The following is a 15,256-nucleotide window of genomic DNA, read 5'->3' on the forward strand; positions in this document are numbered from 1 at the left end:
AGCCTCCTAGAGGTGCTTTGATGCCTGGTACATGGATGCTGGTACTTTAGGATATGGCTGCTTAGCACTACGGCGGCACCGCTCGCTGCAGTAGCGCACTTGATCCCAACAGCGCGCCCATTTCTTCCGCCATGTAAACGGTCGCTGGCATTCAACACAGTTTTTTTCCGGCAGGTTTCCTTTGCGTCGCATACTCACGTTTAATCACTTTTTGGCGTTTTATGGTAAAAACATGAACCAATTATCTTATACAGTACAATTATTGTACATTATTTTATTGTACACACTTTGCTTCAGTTGAAATAATAGCGAGTGATTACACACTCCCTACGCCAGACGCAAAAAGCCACCCTAAGGTGGCTTTGGCGGTTACGCATTGGCTGGCGATTTAGCCAGCTCTAAGCAGACGCTAATCAGGGTCAGTCTCGCGGGGTTGGCGCTTGGCATTTTCCTGGGTTTCCAGGCCACTTTTCAGCTCATGGGTGAGTGGATCGTAGTTGGGGCGTAACTCATCCTTTACGGTTCCGCTCCACAGCTTGGAGCCAACGAAGTAGCCGGCGCGACCAATCACGTGAGCCGCCACCGGAGCGGTCATCAGGATAAACACGATAATAGCGAACGAGCGAGCCACTATACCCACTTCAGCAAAGTGCATAGCGGCCGCCAACATAATTAAAATGACGCCTAACGCCGCGGCCTTGGTGGTGGCGTGCATGCGGGTTAACAAATCGGGCAGCCGCAGCAGCCCAACTGAAGCGAGCAGTATAAACAGTGCCCCACCGATGATTAGCACGCCCTTTATAAAGTCAATCATCCCTCGGGCCTCCCCTTTCCAAAAAGCGTGCAAAGGCAATGGCTGCTAAAAACCCCATTAATGCGATTACAATCGCGGCATCCAGAAAACTAGCCACGTCAGATTTGATGGCATAAACCCCAACTAACCCCACCACGGTGGTCGAAAAAAGCTCTAACGCCACGACGCGGTCGGGCAGACTCGGGCCGCGCACTACGCGAACAAAGGTGAGGATAAGCGCCAGGCTCATAATCACCTGGCTGATAAGAATAACGGTGTCCATTAGCGAAACAGCTCCAAAGCCCGGTGCTCCATCTCTTTTAAGTTGCGCCGTAGCTCTTCCTCGTTGTCTAAAAACATCGCGTGGATATATAAGACTTTACGGTCATCCGACACATCCAGGCTCAGCGTTCCGGGTGTCAACGAGATCAGGTTAGCCACCAGGGTAATTTCCATTTCAGTACGTGCCGAAAGCGGCATCGCGATGACGCCAGGCTTCATATGCCAGGGTGGAGTCACAATGTCGAAAGCGACGCGCAAATTGGCTTGAACCAATTCTTTTAGAAAAAAACCAATAAAGCCGATGAAGCGCGGTACACGCGCCGGGTAGCCCTTCAAAGAGTCGAGCTGAGGCTCAATCAATACCAGGGTGATATAGCCAAATATTAAACCGACTAGAAGGTTTAACCCGCTAAAATCACCGCTTAACAGCACCCAGGCAAGACCTAGCAGCAGGTTCCAAATGGCCCCGGTCATGGCGCCTCCTCCTCGGCGTTAGGCTCTGGTGAGGGTGGTTCCAGCAGCACATCGTCTGCACTGGCAGCCACCCCAAGCACCGCTTCAATATATCCCGAAGGTTCGAACAGCTGATCTCCAATGCCCACCATTACCCACATGAGCGGCTCTGCAAGCACACCAATGAGGAGCGAAAATAGCGCCAACACCATGACCGGCAAATACATCATCCACAGGCTGGGCTTTAGCAACCGCCCGTCATCGCCAGTCGGCGTGGTCGTTTCAGGAACGTGATTATCTTCTGGGAGAGACTTCCAAAACACCTCGTTCCAAATTTTCACCATGGAGTAGAGTGTCATTAGCCCCACGGCCAGCGCGATACCGGTAACCCAATAGGCTTCAATCTCTAAACCGGCACGCACAATCACAAACTTGGCAAAAAAGCCTGACAGCGGCGGTATCCCCGCCAGTGAGAAGGCTGAAAGGAAGAACGCTACCGACAGCCAGGGACGCTCCCGGTACAGCCCGCCCATTTTTTGAGCTGATAGGTTCCCTGCAAGCGGTGGGTGATACCACTGATCAAGAAGAGGTTCGTCTTCACCACCATATTATGCACGATGGCAAATACACCGCCGGCAATAGCGAGAGGCGTGTACAGCGCCAGGCCCAGAATCATATAGCCAATCTGGCTGACAATATGAAACGACAAGATCCGCCTAAATTCGTACTGGGCGGCGGCACCGAGCACGCCCGTTACCATGGTGAATGCAGCGCCCCAGAGCATAATGTCCTGAAGGTAGCCCATGGTTTGATCGAACATCAGCGTGAACACACGGAACATGGCATATACACCCACTTTTGTGAGCAGCCCCGCAAATAACGCAGAAACGGCGACAGGCGGTGTGTGGTACGAGGCTGGCAGCCAGAAAAACAGCGGGAACGCGGCCGCTTTGATCCCAAAGGCCACCATAAACATAACTGCAAGCACTTCGACCATGCCCGTATGTTCCGCCGCATCCATGCGCAGCGCAATGTCAGCCATGTTGAGTGTACCCACCATGCCATAGAGTAGCCCCACCGCGGTCAGGAAGATGACCGATGCCAACAGGTTCAAGGTGACGTACTTAATCGCCCCTTCCATCTGCGCGCGCTCTCCCCCCAGAATCAGCAGCGCAAAGGAAGCTACCAGCATTACCTCAAACCATACATAGAGGTTAAAGATATCGCCGGTTAGGAAGGCCCCCATCACCCCGGCGAGTAGCAGGTGCATTAACGGGTAGTAGCCAAATTTTTCGTGGCCACGGCCAGTGGTGGCCAGCGAGTAGATACCCATTGCCAAACCGATAATCGCGGTCATCAACACCATCACCGCGCTTAACAGATCCGCAATCAAGGTAATTCCAAAGGGGGCGGGCCAGCTTCCCATCTGCATGGTGACATAGCCGTCCGACAGCGTGGATACAAACAGCCACAGGCTAACCATTAGCAGCGCAACATTGCCTGCCACCGCCAAGAAACGCTGCATGGGGCGCGAGCGCCAAAACAGCAAGGAAACCGCCCCGGTCAGCAGGGGCAAGAGGACGGGAAGAGCAACTTCAGGCCTCACGTATCAGTATCCTTCATCTTATCGAGATCATCAGCCTTAACGACTTCGTAGGCGCGTCGAATCAATACCACAGCAAAGGCAAGCACCCCAAAGGCAATCACAATAGCCGTCAGCACAACCGCTTGGGGTAAGGGGTCGGCTACCCCGCTGGGTGGCAACATCATGCCTTCTGCGATCAGTGGCGGTATCCCCCGGGTCATGCCTGCGGTGGTAAAAATCAGTAAATTGGCGGCATTAGAGAGCAGCATCAGACCAATCACTAACTTGACGATAGAGCGGCGCAACATCATAAAAATAGCCGTCGCGTACAGCAGGCCAATCGCCACTGCCATTAAAGGTTCCATGGTGTGCCTCCTGTTAACTCAAGGTTCATCCTTGTCGACCTCCATCAGCGTCATCACCATACCGGTGACCGAACCCAACACGGCAAAGTAGACGCCTATATCGAAAATTAGCGGCGTGGAGGCTTTAAAGTCGATAACCGGAATAGTCCACCATTGAGCGGTCAAAAAGGGCTGGCCCATAAACCAAGCCGGTACCACCGAGATCATTCCCAGCAGCAAGCCAACACCGATCAAATCGCGAGAGTCGACCATGCGCAGTACTTCTTTGGTGGCACTGACACCAAAGGCAAACAGATACAGCGTAAACGCCCCCGCCGCCACTAAGCCTGCGATAAACCCACCGCCCGGCTCATCGTGCCCTCTCAGCAGCAAGAAAACGGAAAACAGCAATTGCAGCGGCATTAAAAAGCGCGCAGCGGTATTAAGAATAATCGTGCCTGACTTAACCATCGTAAGGCTCCTTGGCAGCCACTTTACTGCTGTCGGTGGTTTTGGTGTTGTTGCGCAGCTTTAACATGGCGATAACACCGATTGCAGCAAGGGCCAATACGAACATCTCGCCTAGCGTATCCAAGGCACGGTAATCGACCAAAATGACGTTGACGATATTGCGGCCATAAGCCAAAGGCGCACTGTTCTCAATCATATAGGTCGAAATGGGCTCAAACTGTTGAATGCTCCAGGAGGTCATAATCAGCAGGCAGATTAAAATACCTGCCATCGCGGCCACCACGCCGTCGCGTATGCGCTCCAGGCTGGTGGAAAGATTCGAGAAGCGCGGCAGGCGAAACAACACCAGTACCAGCAAAATAACCGTCAAGGTTTCTACCAGCAGCTGGGTAATCGCCAAATCTGGCGCACTGAACAGAATAAAAATCAGCGCGATAGAGAACCCCATTATCCCGACCGACACCACTGCCCCCAGCCGAGATCGAGAAATAGTCGCGAACAGAGCTCCCATCACCATGCTCCCCACCACAACTACCTCATGAAATCGAACATCCAGGTCAAAGGCAAATTGCGGTGAATGGCGCAGCAGAATTGAATTACCTATAAGCGCGATGAGCGTGATTAACATCACCAGGATGTAGTTCCGCATATAGCCGTTTTGCAGTATCCGCGTTTGCCACTCGGAGAAGTGCACAATGCCATTCATCATGCTTTCATATCCGGCCTCAGGGCCATGCCGCATCAGCGGGGCCAACACAGAAAGCTTGCCACGCACGCTATCCCAACGCTTAAACAGCAAAAAGCCTAAGCCAAGGCTAATGATCGACATGATCAACGCAACGTTAATGCCATACCAAAGCGACAGCGCCACTTCTACTGTTTGCCCGGATATAGCCGTGGCGGTTACCGTTAACAATGCATCAGCACCCAGTACAGCGGGCATCAAGCCTAACAGGAGCGACCCTAGCGCGAGCAACGCGGGCCCAAGCAGCATACTTGGCGGGGCCTCATGTGGCTCAAGCAAGGTTTGGTGACGTTTACCGTAAAAAGGCCGTAACGCCACAATGAAAGCAACGGCGATAGTTAAAATAGATGCCAGAAAGGCGAACAGTACCAGTAGCGTTCGGAAGCTATCGGCGCCGAGAACTGATTCCAGCATCAGCTCTTTACCGATAAAACCGAGTAGCGGCGGCACACCAGCAAGCGAAAGCGCAGCCACCAACGCAATGGTGGCAGTCAGCGGCATCACTGAGCGTAACCCGCCCATCTGAGTGACATCTTTCGTGCCGGTTTCATGATCAAGAATACCGGCAATCATAAACAGCGCCCCTTTATAGAGAGAGTGCGCCAAAAGAAACGTAACAAACGCTGTCATAGCGTACTCGGTACCGATGCCCAATAGCATCGTCAGCGTGCCTAGCGCCATAATGGTCGAGTAAGCGAGCAGCTTTTTGATATTGGTGTGATGAATCGCTAAAAACGCCCCCACCAGCATCGTGGTCGCGCCGACCAAGGAAAGAACGCCAACCCACATCGCCGTGCCGCCAAGCTCCGGGTGTAAGCGCGCCAGCAGATAAATACCCGCTTTCACCATGGTGGCCGAGTGCAGGTAAGCCGAAACCGGAGTCGGCGCGGCCATGGCGTTGGGTAACCAGAAGTGAAACGGAAACTGAGCCGATTTGGTGAAAGCCCCCAGTAGCAAACAGATCAGCATAGGCGTATAGAGTGCATGTTCACGCAGATCCGCCTCCTGATCCAGAATCTCCGCCAGCGACCAGCTACCGCTGGCAATCCCTAGCAGCACGAGCCCAGCCATTAATGCTAACCCGCCCGCCACGGTAACGAATAAGCCCTGCCGCGCTGATTTACGTGCATTGATATCAGCGTGGTTAAAACCAATCAGCAAATAGGAGGTAATACTGGTCAATTCCCAAAAAACGAAGAGCGTTAATAGGCCGTCAGCGAGTACCAGCCCCAGCATTGACACCATGAAGGCGACCAAGGCGATATGAAATCGAGCAAGATCAGGGTGATCTTTAAGGTACCCGCCGGCATAGACCAGCACGCAGGCACCCATAACGGTAATCAATAGCCCAAACAGCAGCGATAGACCGTCCAACAGGAAGGTAAGACTGATCCCCAAAGAAGGCACCCACTGCCACTCTAAAAGTAGGCTACCATTCTCAATGATCTCTGGAGCTTGGAGCGCCAACCATGCGGCCAACCCCGCAGGAAACAGAGCCAGCACAAGACTGGTACGCTGACCGAACCAGTGGTTTAACATTGGCGATAGCGCCGCCAGTACAAAACCCATTAACACGGCAAATTGTATCAAGCGAAACCTCCTGAAAAACGAAAGGTTCACCATCAAACAGCGGCTATAGCCCAGGCATCGTGCCTTATCACTGGCATGCCAGCGTTGAATAATAGTGATTCTAAAGTTGTACACCTTATAACAATCAGTTTTAACTGGCCAGTCAAACCCTTAAACGCAAACAGCCGCAGGCGTTTTAATGCGCACTGCGGCTGTTGCAAGCGAGTGTTAACGGCAAATAGTTAAGCTATGGAGCCGATAGCCATCCGGCTAATTCATTATTGATGACGGCTAACAGTGCCTCAATATGGTCATCGCGATCATTCAGGCAAGGTATATAGCTGAACGTTTCGCCACCCGCTTCCATAAAGCTATCGCGAATCTCCTCTTCGATCTCTTCCAAGGTTTCAACACAGTCGGAAGAGAAAGCAGGCGACATAATCGCAATGTGCTTATGCCCCTGCTCGGCAAGTTCGGCCACATGCTTAACGGTTTGTGGGCCGACCCATTTCTCGGGGCCAAACTGCGACTGGAAAGCGGTATCCACCTCCTCTTTGCTAAAACCGAGTTTCTCGCGGAGTAGTCGCGTCGTTTTCTGGCACTGGCAGTGGTAGGGGTCACCCTCCATCAGGTAGCGCTCGGGAACGCCGTGGTAGCTGGCCACCAGCTTGGTCGGCCGGGTCGAGAAACCGTCATAGGCTTCTTGCACCGAATTGGCTAGCGCCTGAATGTAAGCAGGATGTTCAAAATATGCTGGCACCGTACGTATATAAGGCTGCCACTTCATCTTCATCAGGGTGCGAAACGCCTGATCATTCGCCGTGGCCGTTGTCGGAGACCCATACTGAGGATAAAGCGGAAAGAATACGATACGTTCACAGCCCTTCTCCTTTAATCGCGTCAGCACGCTTTCCGTCGAGGGGTTGCCGTAGCGCATGCAAAAATCGACTTCAACATCGTCACCGTAAAGCGCTTTTAACCGCGCGGTCATTTTTTCAGTCTGAGCACGCGTCGTTGTCAGCAGTGGGCTTTCGTTTTTCTCATTATTCCAGATGCCGCGGTAGGCCTTTCCCGATGAGAACGGACGCTTGGTCAAAATAATCAGCTGAAGTAGTGGTTGCCATTTCCAATCGGCATAGTCGACCACGCGCTTATCCGACAAAAATTCATTGAGGTAACGACGCATTGACCAGTAGTCGGTGGCATCCGGGGTGCCCAGGTTCGCTAGCACAACACCCACTTTGGCACGCGCTACCGGCGGATGATCGCTGGGTGCATGGGCCAAACGGCCCTCCCCCGACTGATCCTTGACGACATTCTCGGTCATTACTCATGCTCCTGGAAAAATAACGATGATGCTCATCTATTAATTAATTAAATCCTATCACTTTTCGGCAAAGCGGCGGCATAAAGTTATACTATCGACATTATTTGTATAACTACAGGCCAACTCATGTCCAAGCCTCTGCTTTTGGTGCTCGGCGATCAGCTCTCATTGTCACTCACAACGCTGCAGGACGCGCCCGCCAATGCCGTGGTTGCCCTATGCGAAGTTGGCGAAGAGGCGAGCTATGTGCCCCACCATATCCACAAAATCGGCCTCTTTTTGGCCGCCATGCGTCATTTTGCCCAGGCTCTGCGCGATAAAGGCTTTCAAGTCCACTACAGCGCGCTGGATGACGCGGACAACTGCCACTCCCTTATTGAAGAAGCTGAACGCATAGCCCAACAGTATGGCTGCGATGAGATACGCGTTGCCCGACCTGGCGAATGGCGGCTATGGGAGACGATGCAGCAGCGCCAAAACCCAACGATTCCTTGGCGACTAATTGAGGATGAGCGCTTCTTCACCACCCCCGATGATTTCGCCAACTGGGCCAAAGGCCGCAAACAGCTACGCCTCGAGTACTTTTACCGAGAGCAGCGTAAGCGTACCGGATTCCTGATGGAGGGCGACGAGCCTGCTGGCGGAAAGTGGAATTTTGACCACGACAATCGCCAACCTATCAAAGCCACACTGGATTTCCCTGAGCCACCTCAACATCGCCAGGATGCACTCACCCAAGAAGCGCTCAGCGATGCCAAGCGCCATTTTGGCGACCATATGGGATCTCTGGATAATTTCAATCTGCCAGTCACTCGTCGCCAAGCGCTGGTGGATTTAGACCATTTTATAAACCATGGACTGGCTGATTTTGGCCGCTACCAGGATGCCATTAGCGACTCTGCACCCTATCTGTATCATTCGCGTCTCTCAGCTGCCATGAACATCGGCTTACTGTCACCCCAGGAAGTCTGCGCAGCCGCCGAGCAGCGCTACTATGACGGCGATGTGCCGATCAACGCCGCCGAAGGCTTTATCCGTCAAATTCTTGGCTGGCGCGAGTATGTGCGCGGGCTCTACTGGACACAGATGCCAAGCTACAAAAGCGCCAACAAGCTAGGTTTTGAGCGCGATTTACCCGCCTTTTACTGGGACGCTGATACCGAGATGCGCTGCCTGCAGCGTGCCATTCAGATGACTATCGACAACAGCTACGCCCACCATATTCAACGACTGATGGTCACGGGCAATTTCGCACTGCTATGCGGGGTTAAGCCCGAGGCACTATGCGACTGGTATCTGGCCGTTTATGCCGATGCCAGCGAGTGGGTAGAGTTGCCTAACACCCTGGGGATGGTGCTCCATGCCGACGGCGGTTTAATGGGCTCCAAGCCTTACTGTGCTTCGGGTAAATATATCGACAAGATGTCCGATCACTGCCAGCACTGCCGCTACTCGCCAAAACAGGTCACGGGCCCAAAGGCCTGCCCTTTTAACAGCCTTTACTGGCACTTCCTTGAAACCAACGCTGAACGTCTGAATAAGAATCCACGTATGAAGCTGATTTACGGCTCGCTCAACCGCATGGCCGATGAGAAGCGCGAGGCTATCCGCCAACAGGCCGAGCACTTTCTGGATCAGTTGGAAACGTCATCTGGCTACGGGCAACTCTGCCACACGGCTGGCTATGTAACGTCCGCAACCGAAAGCCAATAAGGAATAACGATGAGCCGCTACTCACCGCTGAAGGCAACCTCGCCTGTTACCCTCTTTCACGATGGCCACTGCCCCTTTTGCCAACAGGAAGTTGCGTGGTTGGAAAAGCATCGCCATCGGGAACACATCGCGCTGGTCGATATTCAGGCTCAGGGCTTTAACGCCAAGGAGCATGGAAAAGAATTTAACGCCATGATGGGCCAGCTGCACCTGCGGGATAGCCAAGGAGAGTGGTATATCGGTATGGATGCCAGCCGTGCCCTCTATGCGGTGTTGGGCTATCGGCGGCTGGTGAAGTTGTCGTGCTTACCGGGTCTATACGGCGCAATAAACGCCGGTTACCGATTTTTTGCCCGTCGCCGAATCCGGCTTGGGCGGTGGTGGGAAAAGCGTCAAACTAAACGTTGATGGGTGTTAACAGCGTTAAAAAACAAGCGGCATGCGCGATGTGAGCGGCTCACTGTAATGCGCATCGCGGCCTATCACTTCATCATGGGGCACATGTTGTACCAGGTAAGCGCGATGGATCCCTGCGCGCTTGAGATCCATATAGGCATCGTCCAACGAGCGAAACAGCATCGGCTTGGTGCGCTGCGTCAGCATATGGCGCTCGCCTTCAACGTCTTCCAGCTCAACCTGATAAAAACGGCTGCCCGAATGGGTAATCACGCGAATTTCAAAATTGTCGTGATTGGCAACAAATTGCTTAAGATCTTTAAGCTCCATGGTTCCCTCCTATTATTTGGCTATTTCATACGTTATGGCAGACGGCATGTCTTCAGAATATGTCATCAGGGCACAGCATGACTGCACCCTATGGCACTTCTGTTGCCCCGTCATTGCAATGTAATGACAACAAGCAATCACTAGACATTAATAGCTAGGAGGCCAATAGTGCAAGAGAGTTCCTGACCGGAAGGTCAAGACATCATTCGATCATTGATATTCAGAGGGGTCGATGGCTTTACCAAGCGAATTGCGGTCAATCCAGTTGCCACCCTTAGTCTCTTTGTAGCGAAACACGACCTTATCTCCCACCGTCACAGGCAGCTCACCATCTTCGGTCTGGTAACTATACTTCTCGCCCGCGACTACCAAATGATAGCGATAAAGGTCAGGCATACCCAGCCACTCTTTGAAAGGGCCTTCCCGCTCTATCGCCTCTAGTTCACCGCGGCCTTCTAACTTAGGAAGACGCTGCCGGTTACCGCGCCGAAATCCACCTGCCATTTGCTGCTCCCGTTTTTACATATCGTGGGTGGGGCATTATACGAGCTCGCTCCCCATCCTCAAGTGACTCATCACAAAGCTGTCTCTGCACACCAGTCGTTACAAAACCAGTCTTTAACAAAACTAGTCGCCGAACGCTTGGCCGTAACTGTCCGGGGCCAAATCCTCAAAACGGGTATATTTGCCGATAAACGCCATATGCACCGTGCCGATAGGGCCATTACGCTGCTTACCGATAATCAACTCGGCTATCCCCTGATTGTCAGGATTATCTGGATTATAGACCTCATCGCGATAAACGAAGGCAATGACGTCCGCATCCTGCTCGATCGCTCCAGACTCCCTCAGATCCGACATAACGGGACGCTTGTTAGGGCGCTGCTCCAAGGAGCGGTTTAGCTGGGAGAGTGCCACGACGGGGCAACTAAACTCTTTTGCCAACCCCTTCAAGGAGCGTGAAATCTCGGAAATCTCGCCGGTACGGTTTTCACCAAAGCCAGGGATCTGCATCAACTGCAGATAATCGATCATCACCAGCGCAATATTGCCGTGTTCACGCACTACACGGCGTAATCTTGAGCGCATCTCGTTGGGTGACAAGGCCGCGGTATCGTCGATAAACAGCTGCTTGTCTTTAAGCAGATTGACGGCGGAGGTAAGGCGTGGCCAATCCTCGTCTTCCAACTGCCCGGTACGCACCCGGGTCTGATCAATCCTACCTAGAGACGACAGCATCCTTAGCATAAGCGACTCGGCGGGCATTTCCATGGAGAACACCATCACCGGCTTGTCGCTGGAGATAACCGCATGCTCCACCAAGTTCATAGCGAAGGTGGTTTTACCCATAGAGGGCCTTCCGGCGATGACCACCATATCGGAAGGCTGTAAACCGGAAGTCATTTCATCCAAGTCACGGAATCCGGTGGAAAGCCCGGTCATCTCACCTTTTAGATTAAACAGCTCGTCGATGCGATCAACCGCTTTGGTCAGTAGATCACTCATGCCAATAGGCCCGCCAGTTTTGGGACGCTCCTCGGCAATCTGGAACACTAACCGCTCGGCTTCGTTGAGTAACTCATCCGCTGGACGCCCCTGGGGCGCAAAGGCGCTATCGGCAATTTGATTGGCCGCACGGATCAACTTGCGCAGCGTTGCCCGCTCTCGCACGATATCCGCGTAGGCGCGAATATTGCTCGCTGAGGGTGTGTTACGGGCAAGCTCGGCTAGAAACGCCAGGCCGCCTACGGTATCCAAATGATCACGCGCTTCCAGCGCTTCGGAAAGCGTCACCACGTCCAGAGGTTGACCGGATTCCGCCAGATGAATCATCACGTTGAATACCAAACGGTGCTCATAGCGGTAGAAATCATCAGCGACCAACCGCTCTGAGACGTTATCCCAAGCCTGGTTATCCAGCATGAGCCCGCCTAGTACCGACTGCTCCGCCTCCAACGAATGCGGCGGCAGTTTTAACGCTGCCGTTTCTTTATCAGCAGAAGGCTGGTCCTGCATAGCGAGCTCCTTTAAACACAACGGTATAGCCGGTGAAGATGCTTATCTTAGCCGTATGTAGCGCGACTACCAACACGATCAAGATGTTGCCTTAAAATACCCAGCAGCAATGGGCTAGATAGTTTAGGCAACACCCAGCACCCAGAAAAACAAAAGGCGCGGGAGAAACCCCGCGCCTTTTGAGGCAGCTGTCTTAGCTGCAGTTAGTAACGGCTTTACACTGTTACTAACTTAATTACACTCACTTACTCTGCAACCACTACTACGCGTACAACAGCGTCCACTTCAGCATGCAAATGAAGGGTGATGTCGTATTCGCCGGTTTGACGAATCGGGCCATTCGGCATACGGACTTCGCTCTTGGCAATATCGATGCCAGCAGAGGAAATCGCATCAGCCAGGTCACGCGGGCCGATAGAACCAAACAGTTTGCCTTCGTCGCCTGCTTTGGAAACCAAAGAGAGCTCGATATCATTTAGCTGCTCAGCACGCGCTTCGGCTTCTGCCTTACGCTCAGCGGCTTGCGCTTCGAGCTCAGCACGCTGTGCTTCAAACGCTTCGATGTTATCTTTAGTGGCCGGTACGGCTAAGCCGTAAGGCACCAAGTAGTTACGACCATAACCAGGCTTCACAGTGACCTTGTCACCCAGGCCGCCCAGCTTACCAATGTTGTCGAGCAGAATGACTTCCATCTCGTAAACCTCTTGTCAGTTGCTGCGGGCAAGGCGTGCGCGAACGTTCGCGAATGTATCAATCAGCCCCAACAGCAGCACAATGAGAATCGTGGGCCAGGTCGTGATCAGTAGCACATAAAATGCTACCAGCCACAGCCCGTTCATCCCCTTTATTCCAATAAAACCATGCACTAACGCAACGCCAGCGACCAATAGCGGAATCCAACCCAGCATCGCCAGAGCATGAGCACCTAGCAGCATACCGATCACCCCAATAACGGCCAGCACGGCCAGCTCTTTGGGGGTCAAGCGCAGTGCGTGGAACTCTTCGCGGAAGCCACCCGGGTTATACAACCCAGCTTGCCAACTCCGCGCAAGTGCCAGACACAGAATGGCTGCCAACAGCACCACAAATCCGGTCACTCCCCCCACTACCAGCGAAGCAATGGTTTGAGTATCGTAGCCCTGATTGGCAAATTCCGTGAGCATGCGATCCACTTCTTCTGAACCTTCTCGCAACTGCTCAAGCATTAGCTCAGTGCCACCTGGCGGACTGAAGATGCCGAGTTGAACCATGACAGCGGCAACCAAGGTTCCCACAATCAGGGTCTCACCCCACCGCATCCTCTCGCGCAGGATAACGGCCATCAGCGTAACTAGCAGTAAGCTAGCCAGCGGAATCACGTCACCCTGGGCCCACCACCAACCGGCCGGGAGTGCTGCAGCGATAATGACCGGCAGCGCAGGTGCAAAACCTTTGCGTAAGGTCATCAACGCGGCGATGGCTGCACCTAACCAGAACAGCCAGGGCACTAGCGTTGCCAGGGCCGCCCCGCCAGCAGCGTAAGGCGTGCCCCGCATTAGCCATCGGGCTAGTGCCAGCATCACGTTAAACGCTTACTGGTGGCTATCGGAGTAGGGCAGCAGTGCCAGATAGCGCGAGCGCTTGATAGCGGTCGCCAACTGACGCTGATAGCGTGCTTTGGTGCCGGTAATACGGCTTGGAACAATCTTGCCGGTTTCAGTAACGTAGGCCTTCAGCGTGTCCAGATCTTTGTAATCGATCTGCTTGATGCCTTCAGCGGTAAAGCGGCAAAACTTACGGCGACGGAAAAAACGTGCCATGGACTAGCTCCTTAAAACGTGCAGTGAATAAAATCAGGCAGTTTCTTCTTCTTCAGCGCGCGGTTTCTCTTCGCGACGCGGACGTTTTTCTTCTGCCGGTTTCATCATCGGGGAAGCTTCAGTAACAGCTTCTTTGCAGCGAACAACCAGGCTGCGGATAATGGCGTCGTTGTAACGGAAGATATTCTCGATCTCGTCGAGAGTCTCACCGGAACATTCAACGTTCATCAGCACGTAGTGGGCTTTGTGGATCTTGTTGATCGGGTAAGCCAAATGACGACGGCCCCAATCTTCTAGACGGTGCACAGTGCCGCTGTTTTCAGTAACGATGCTGGTGTAGCGTTCAACCATCGCCGGCACCTGCTCGCTTTGATCCGGGTGGACCATAAACACGATTTCGTAATGACGCATGGGATCTCCTTGCGGTTTGACAGCTTCCATTGTGTGCCACTGCGAAGTGCAATAAACGACGACAAGGAAGCAAGGAGTTAACTGAAGTGCTCCGCCACCGCACCAGGCGGCCACCGGGACATCAAACAGAACTTTTATTTCAACAACTGTTTTTCACGACAGTTTCAATTACTAATTCTCACAGCTAACGCCCGCTTGCAGACAAACGGGCGCGTGTATCTTAGTAGTACGGCGATTAACTTGCAAGCTGACGCTGGCGGACAGCCTCAAATAGACAAATACCGGTGGCCACCGAAACATTAAGACTAGAGACTTTACCGGCCATCGGTAACTTGGCAAGATTATCGCACGCTTCGCGAGTTAAGCGTCGCATTCCCTTCCCTTCGGCCCCCATCACTAACGCCGTCGGGCCGGTCATATCTATCTCGAATACGCTTGCCTGGGCCTCACCTGCCGTACCGGTTATCCACACACCGGCATCTTTCAGCTTTGCGAGCGTACGCGCCAGATTGGTCACTTGATAAACCGGCACGACTTCAGCGGCACCACAGGCGACTTTGCGCACCGTTGCATTGAGCGGTGCAGCCTTATCCTTTGCCACAATGACCCCATGGGCACCGGCGGCATCAGCACTGCGCAGGCAGGCGCCAAAGTTATGCACATCCGTCACGCCATCCAAAACCAGCAACAGCGGCGGTGTATTCGAGGGCCAGGCGCGCAGCTTAAGCCAAAGCGACTCTTCACCTTCAGGCGTTAACGGCGGACAAAACGCCACCACCCCCTGATGAGCTGCGCCCTGAGTTAGCTGATCAAGCAAATCTCGCGACTGCTCTTTTACTCGAGCACCATGCGCCTGGGCTTGAGCAATCAGCTCCTTCAAGCGACTCCCCGCCCCCTGCTGCACCCAGAGTTCGCGCGGTGCTTCACCTCTGTCCAGCAGGCTTTGCAGGGCATGAACGCCGTATACCTGATCCAGGCCATCGGGAGTCTTTGGCCCCCGCCGAGATGACGCCGACTTCATG

The 15,256-nt window shown here is 53.4% G+C and carries 18 protein-coding genes and 1 pseudogene; 2 read left to right on the forward strand and 17 right to left on the reverse strand.

Annotated elements, in window-relative coordinates; genetic code table 11:
* Positions 1 to 6: 6 nt before the first annotated feature.
* The 9 genes and pseudogenes from OM794_RS14350 to hemH all read right to left on the reverse strand — a co-directional run bounded on the left by OM794_RS14350 (position 7) and on the right by hemH (position 7,569).
* A complete protein-coding gene (locus tag OM794_RS14350; protein ID WP_226251404.1) occupies positions 7 to 192 on the reverse strand; it encodes a DUF2256 domain-containing protein in 186 nt (61 codons plus the stop codon).
* Between the two features lie 217 nt (positions 193 to 409).
* Positions 410 to 814 carry a monovalent cation/H(+) antiporter subunit G gene (gene mnhG / locus OM794_RS14355; protein WP_226251395.1) on the reverse strand — a complete coding sequence of 135 codons (405 nt, stop codon included), beginning with the start codon at positions 812 to 814 and terminating at the stop codon, positions 410 to 412.
* Complete coding sequence (locus OM794_RS14360) at positions 807 to 1,076, reverse strand: monovalent cation/H+ antiporter complex subunit F (RefSeq protein ID WP_008958995.1); 270 nt, start codon at positions 1,074 to 1,076, stop codon at positions 807 to 809. Before OM794_RS14360 ends, mnhG begins: the two co-directional genes overlap by 8 nt.
* Positions 1,076 to 1,549, reverse strand: coding sequence for a Na+/H+ antiporter subunit E (locus tag OM794_RS14365; protein WP_088699089.1), 474 nt, complete (start codon positions 1,547 to 1,549; stop codon positions 1,076 to 1,078). Before OM794_RS14365 ends, OM794_RS14360 begins: the two co-directional genes overlap by 1 nt.
* Positions 1,546 to 3,134, reverse strand: a pseudogene (locus OM794_RS14370) (Na+/H+ antiporter subunit D). The gene OM794_RS14365 and the pseudogene OM794_RS14370 overlap by 4 nt, the downstream one beginning before the upstream one ends.
* On the reverse strand, positions 3,131 to 3,478 hold the full coding sequence (locus OM794_RS14375; protein ID WP_226251397.1) for a Na+/H+ antiporter subunit C: 348 nt from the start codon (positions 3,476 to 3,478) through the stop codon (positions 3,131 to 3,133). Before OM794_RS14375 ends, OM794_RS14370 begins: the two are co-directional and overlap by 4 nt.
* An 18-nt stretch (positions 3,479 to 3,496) precedes the next feature.
* Positions 3,497 to 3,928: a Na+/H+ antiporter subunit B gene (locus OM794_RS14380; protein ID WP_180091219.1), complete on the reverse strand. Its 432-nt coding sequence runs from the start codon at positions 3,926 to 3,928 to the stop codon at positions 3,497 to 3,499.
* Positions 3,921 to 6,260 (reverse strand): putative monovalent cation/H+ antiporter subunit A, encoded by a 2,340-nt coding sequence (locus tag OM794_RS14385; protein ID WP_226251405.1) that lies wholly within the window; start codon positions 6,258 to 6,260, stop codon positions 3,921 to 3,923. Before OM794_RS14385 ends, OM794_RS14380 begins: the two co-directional genes overlap by 8 nt.
* Positions 6,261 to 6,489: 229 nt before the next feature.
* Positions 6,490 to 7,569 carry a ferrochelatase gene (gene hemH / locus OM794_RS14390; RefSeq protein WP_226251398.1) on the reverse strand — a complete coding sequence of 360 codons (1,080 nt, stop codon included), beginning with the start codon at positions 7,567 to 7,569 and terminating at the stop codon, positions 6,490 to 6,492.
* 126 nt (positions 7,570 to 7,695) lie between these two features.
* Here hemH and OM794_RS14395 point away from each other — a divergent pair, with 126 nt between their 5' ends.
* Both OM794_RS14395 and OM794_RS14400 read left to right on the forward strand, forming a co-directional pair.
* On the forward strand, positions 7,696 to 9,282 hold the full coding sequence (locus OM794_RS14395) for a cryptochrome/photolyase family protein (RefSeq protein WP_226251399.1): 1,587 nt from the start codon (positions 7,696 to 7,698) through the stop codon (positions 9,280 to 9,282).
* Positions 9,283 to 9,291: 9 nt separating this feature from the next.
* Positions 9,292 to 9,690 (forward strand): thiol-disulfide oxidoreductase DCC family protein, encoded by a 399-nt coding sequence (locus OM794_RS14400; RefSeq protein WP_226251400.1) that lies wholly within the window; start codon positions 9,292 to 9,294, stop codon positions 9,688 to 9,690.
* Between the two features lie 15 nt (positions 9,691 to 9,705).
* Here OM794_RS14400 and OM794_RS14405 read toward each other — a convergent pair whose 3' ends face one another.
* From OM794_RS14405 to rlmB, 8 genes are all read right to left on the reverse strand, one after another.
* Positions 9,706 to 10,008 (reverse strand): DUF6482 family protein, encoded by a 303-nt coding sequence (locus OM794_RS14405; RefSeq protein ID WP_027960145.1) that lies wholly within the window; start codon positions 10,006 to 10,008, stop codon positions 9,706 to 9,708.
* Between the two features lie 210 nt (positions 10,009 to 10,218).
* The gene (locus OM794_RS14410) at positions 10,219 to 10,512 is read right to left on the reverse strand and encodes a hypothetical protein (RefSeq protein WP_022522725.1); all 294 of its coding nucleotides are present in this window, start codon (positions 10,510 to 10,512) and stop codon (positions 10,219 to 10,221) included.
* A gap of 123 nt (positions 10,513 to 10,635) precedes the next feature.
* Positions 10,636 to 12,024 (reverse strand): replicative DNA helicase, encoded by a 1,389-nt coding sequence (gene dnaB, locus OM794_RS14415; RefSeq protein WP_226251401.1) that lies wholly within the window; start codon positions 12,022 to 12,024, stop codon positions 10,636 to 10,638.
* 245 nt (positions 12,025 to 12,269) lie between these two features.
* Positions 12,270 to 12,716: a 50S ribosomal protein L9 gene (gene rplI, locus OM794_RS14420; RefSeq protein WP_022522724.1), complete on the reverse strand. Its 447-nt coding sequence runs from the start codon at positions 12,714 to 12,716 to the stop codon at positions 12,270 to 12,272.
* Between the two features lie 15 nt (positions 12,717 to 12,731).
* Positions 12,732 to 13,583, reverse strand: coding sequence for a hypothetical protein (locus tag OM794_RS14425; RefSeq protein WP_226251406.1), 852 nt, complete (start codon positions 13,581 to 13,583; stop codon positions 12,732 to 12,734).
* 12 nt (positions 13,584 to 13,595) lie between these two features.
* A complete protein-coding gene (rpsR, locus tag OM794_RS14430) occupies positions 13,596 to 13,823 on the reverse strand; it encodes a 30S ribosomal protein S18 (protein ID WP_007113337.1) in 228 nt (75 codons plus the stop codon).
* 33 nt (positions 13,824 to 13,856) lie between these two features.
* The gene (gene rpsF, locus OM794_RS14435) at positions 13,857 to 14,234 is read right to left on the reverse strand and encodes a 30S ribosomal protein S6 (RefSeq protein WP_007113338.1); all 378 of its coding nucleotides are present in this window, start codon (positions 14,232 to 14,234) and stop codon (positions 13,857 to 13,859) included.
* A gap of 235 nt (positions 14,235 to 14,469) precedes the next feature.
* A complete protein-coding gene (rlmB, locus tag OM794_RS14440; RefSeq protein ID WP_226251402.1) occupies positions 14,470 to 15,255 on the reverse strand; it encodes a 23S rRNA (guanosine(2251)-2'-O)-methyltransferase RlmB in 786 nt (261 codons plus the stop codon).
* Position 15,256: the final 1 nt, after the last annotated feature.

This window comes from Halomonas sp. BDJS001 (assembly GCF_026104355.1).
GTDB lineage: Bacteria > Pseudomonadota > Gammaproteobacteria > Pseudomonadales > Halomonadaceae > Vreelandella.

Excerpts from the sequence above, each read along its gene's own strand:
- OM794_RS14350 (WP_226251404.1), bottom strand. The coding sequence starts at position 192 with ATGCGACGCAAAGGAAACCTGCCGGAAAAAAACTGTGTTGAATGCCAG.
- mnhG (WP_226251395.1), bottom strand. The coding sequence starts at position 814 with ATGATTGACTTTATAAAGGGCGTGCTAATCATCGGTGGGGCACTGTTT.
- OM794_RS14360 (WP_008958995.1), bottom strand. The coding sequence starts at position 1,076 with ATGGACACCGTTATTCTTATCAGCCAGGTGATTATGAGCCTGGCGCTT.
- OM794_RS14365 (WP_088699089.1), bottom strand. The coding sequence starts at position 1,549 with ATGACCGGGGCCATTTGGAACCTGCTGCTAGGTCTTGCCTGGGTGCTG.
- OM794_RS14375 (WP_226251397.1), bottom strand. The coding sequence starts at position 3,478 with ATGGAACCTTTAATGGCAGTGGCGATTGGCCTGCTGTACGCGACGGCT.
- OM794_RS14380 (WP_180091219.1), bottom strand. The coding sequence starts at position 3,928 with ATGGTTAAGTCAGGCACGATTATTCTTAATACCGCTGCGCGCTTTTTA.
- hemH (WP_226251398.1), bottom strand. The coding sequence starts at position 7,569 with ATGACCGAGAATGTCGTCAAGGATCAGTCGGGGGAGGGCCGTTTGGCC.
- OM794_RS14395 (WP_226251399.1), top strand. The coding sequence starts at position 7,696 with ATGTCCAAGCCTCTGCTTTTGGTGCTCGGCGATCAGCTCTCATTGTCA.
- OM794_RS14400 (WP_226251400.1), top strand. The coding sequence starts at position 9,292 with ATGAGCCGCTACTCACCGCTGAAGGCAACCTCGCCTGTTACCCTCTTT.
- OM794_RS14405 (WP_027960145.1), bottom strand. The coding sequence starts at position 10,008 with ATGGAGCTTAAAGATCTTAAGCAATTTGTTGCCAATCACGACAATTTT.
- OM794_RS14410 (WP_022522725.1), bottom strand. The coding sequence starts at position 10,512 with ATGGCAGGTGGATTTCGGCGCGGTAACCGGCAGCGTCTTCCTAAGTTA.
- dnaB (WP_226251401.1), bottom strand. The coding sequence starts at position 12,024 with ATGCAGGACCAGCCTTCTGCTGATAAAGAAACGGCAGCGTTAAAACTG.
- rplI (WP_022522724.1), bottom strand. The coding sequence starts at position 12,716 with ATGGAAGTCATTCTGCTCGACAACATTGGTAAGCTGGGCGGCCTGGGT.
- OM794_RS14425 (WP_226251406.1), bottom strand. The coding sequence starts at position 13,583 with ATGCTGGCACTAGCCCGATGGCTAATGCGGGGCACGCCTTACGCTGCT.
- rpsR (WP_007113337.1), bottom strand. The coding sequence starts at position 13,823 with ATGGCACGTTTTTTCCGTCGCCGTAAGTTTTGCCGCTTTACCGCTGAA.
- rpsF (WP_007113338.1), bottom strand. The coding sequence starts at position 14,234 with ATGCGTCATTACGAAATCGTGTTTATGGTCCACCCGGATCAAAGCGAG.
- rlmB (WP_226251402.1), bottom strand. The coding sequence starts at position 15,255 with ATGAAGTCGGCGTCATCTCGGCGGGGGCCAAAGACTCCCGATGGCCTG.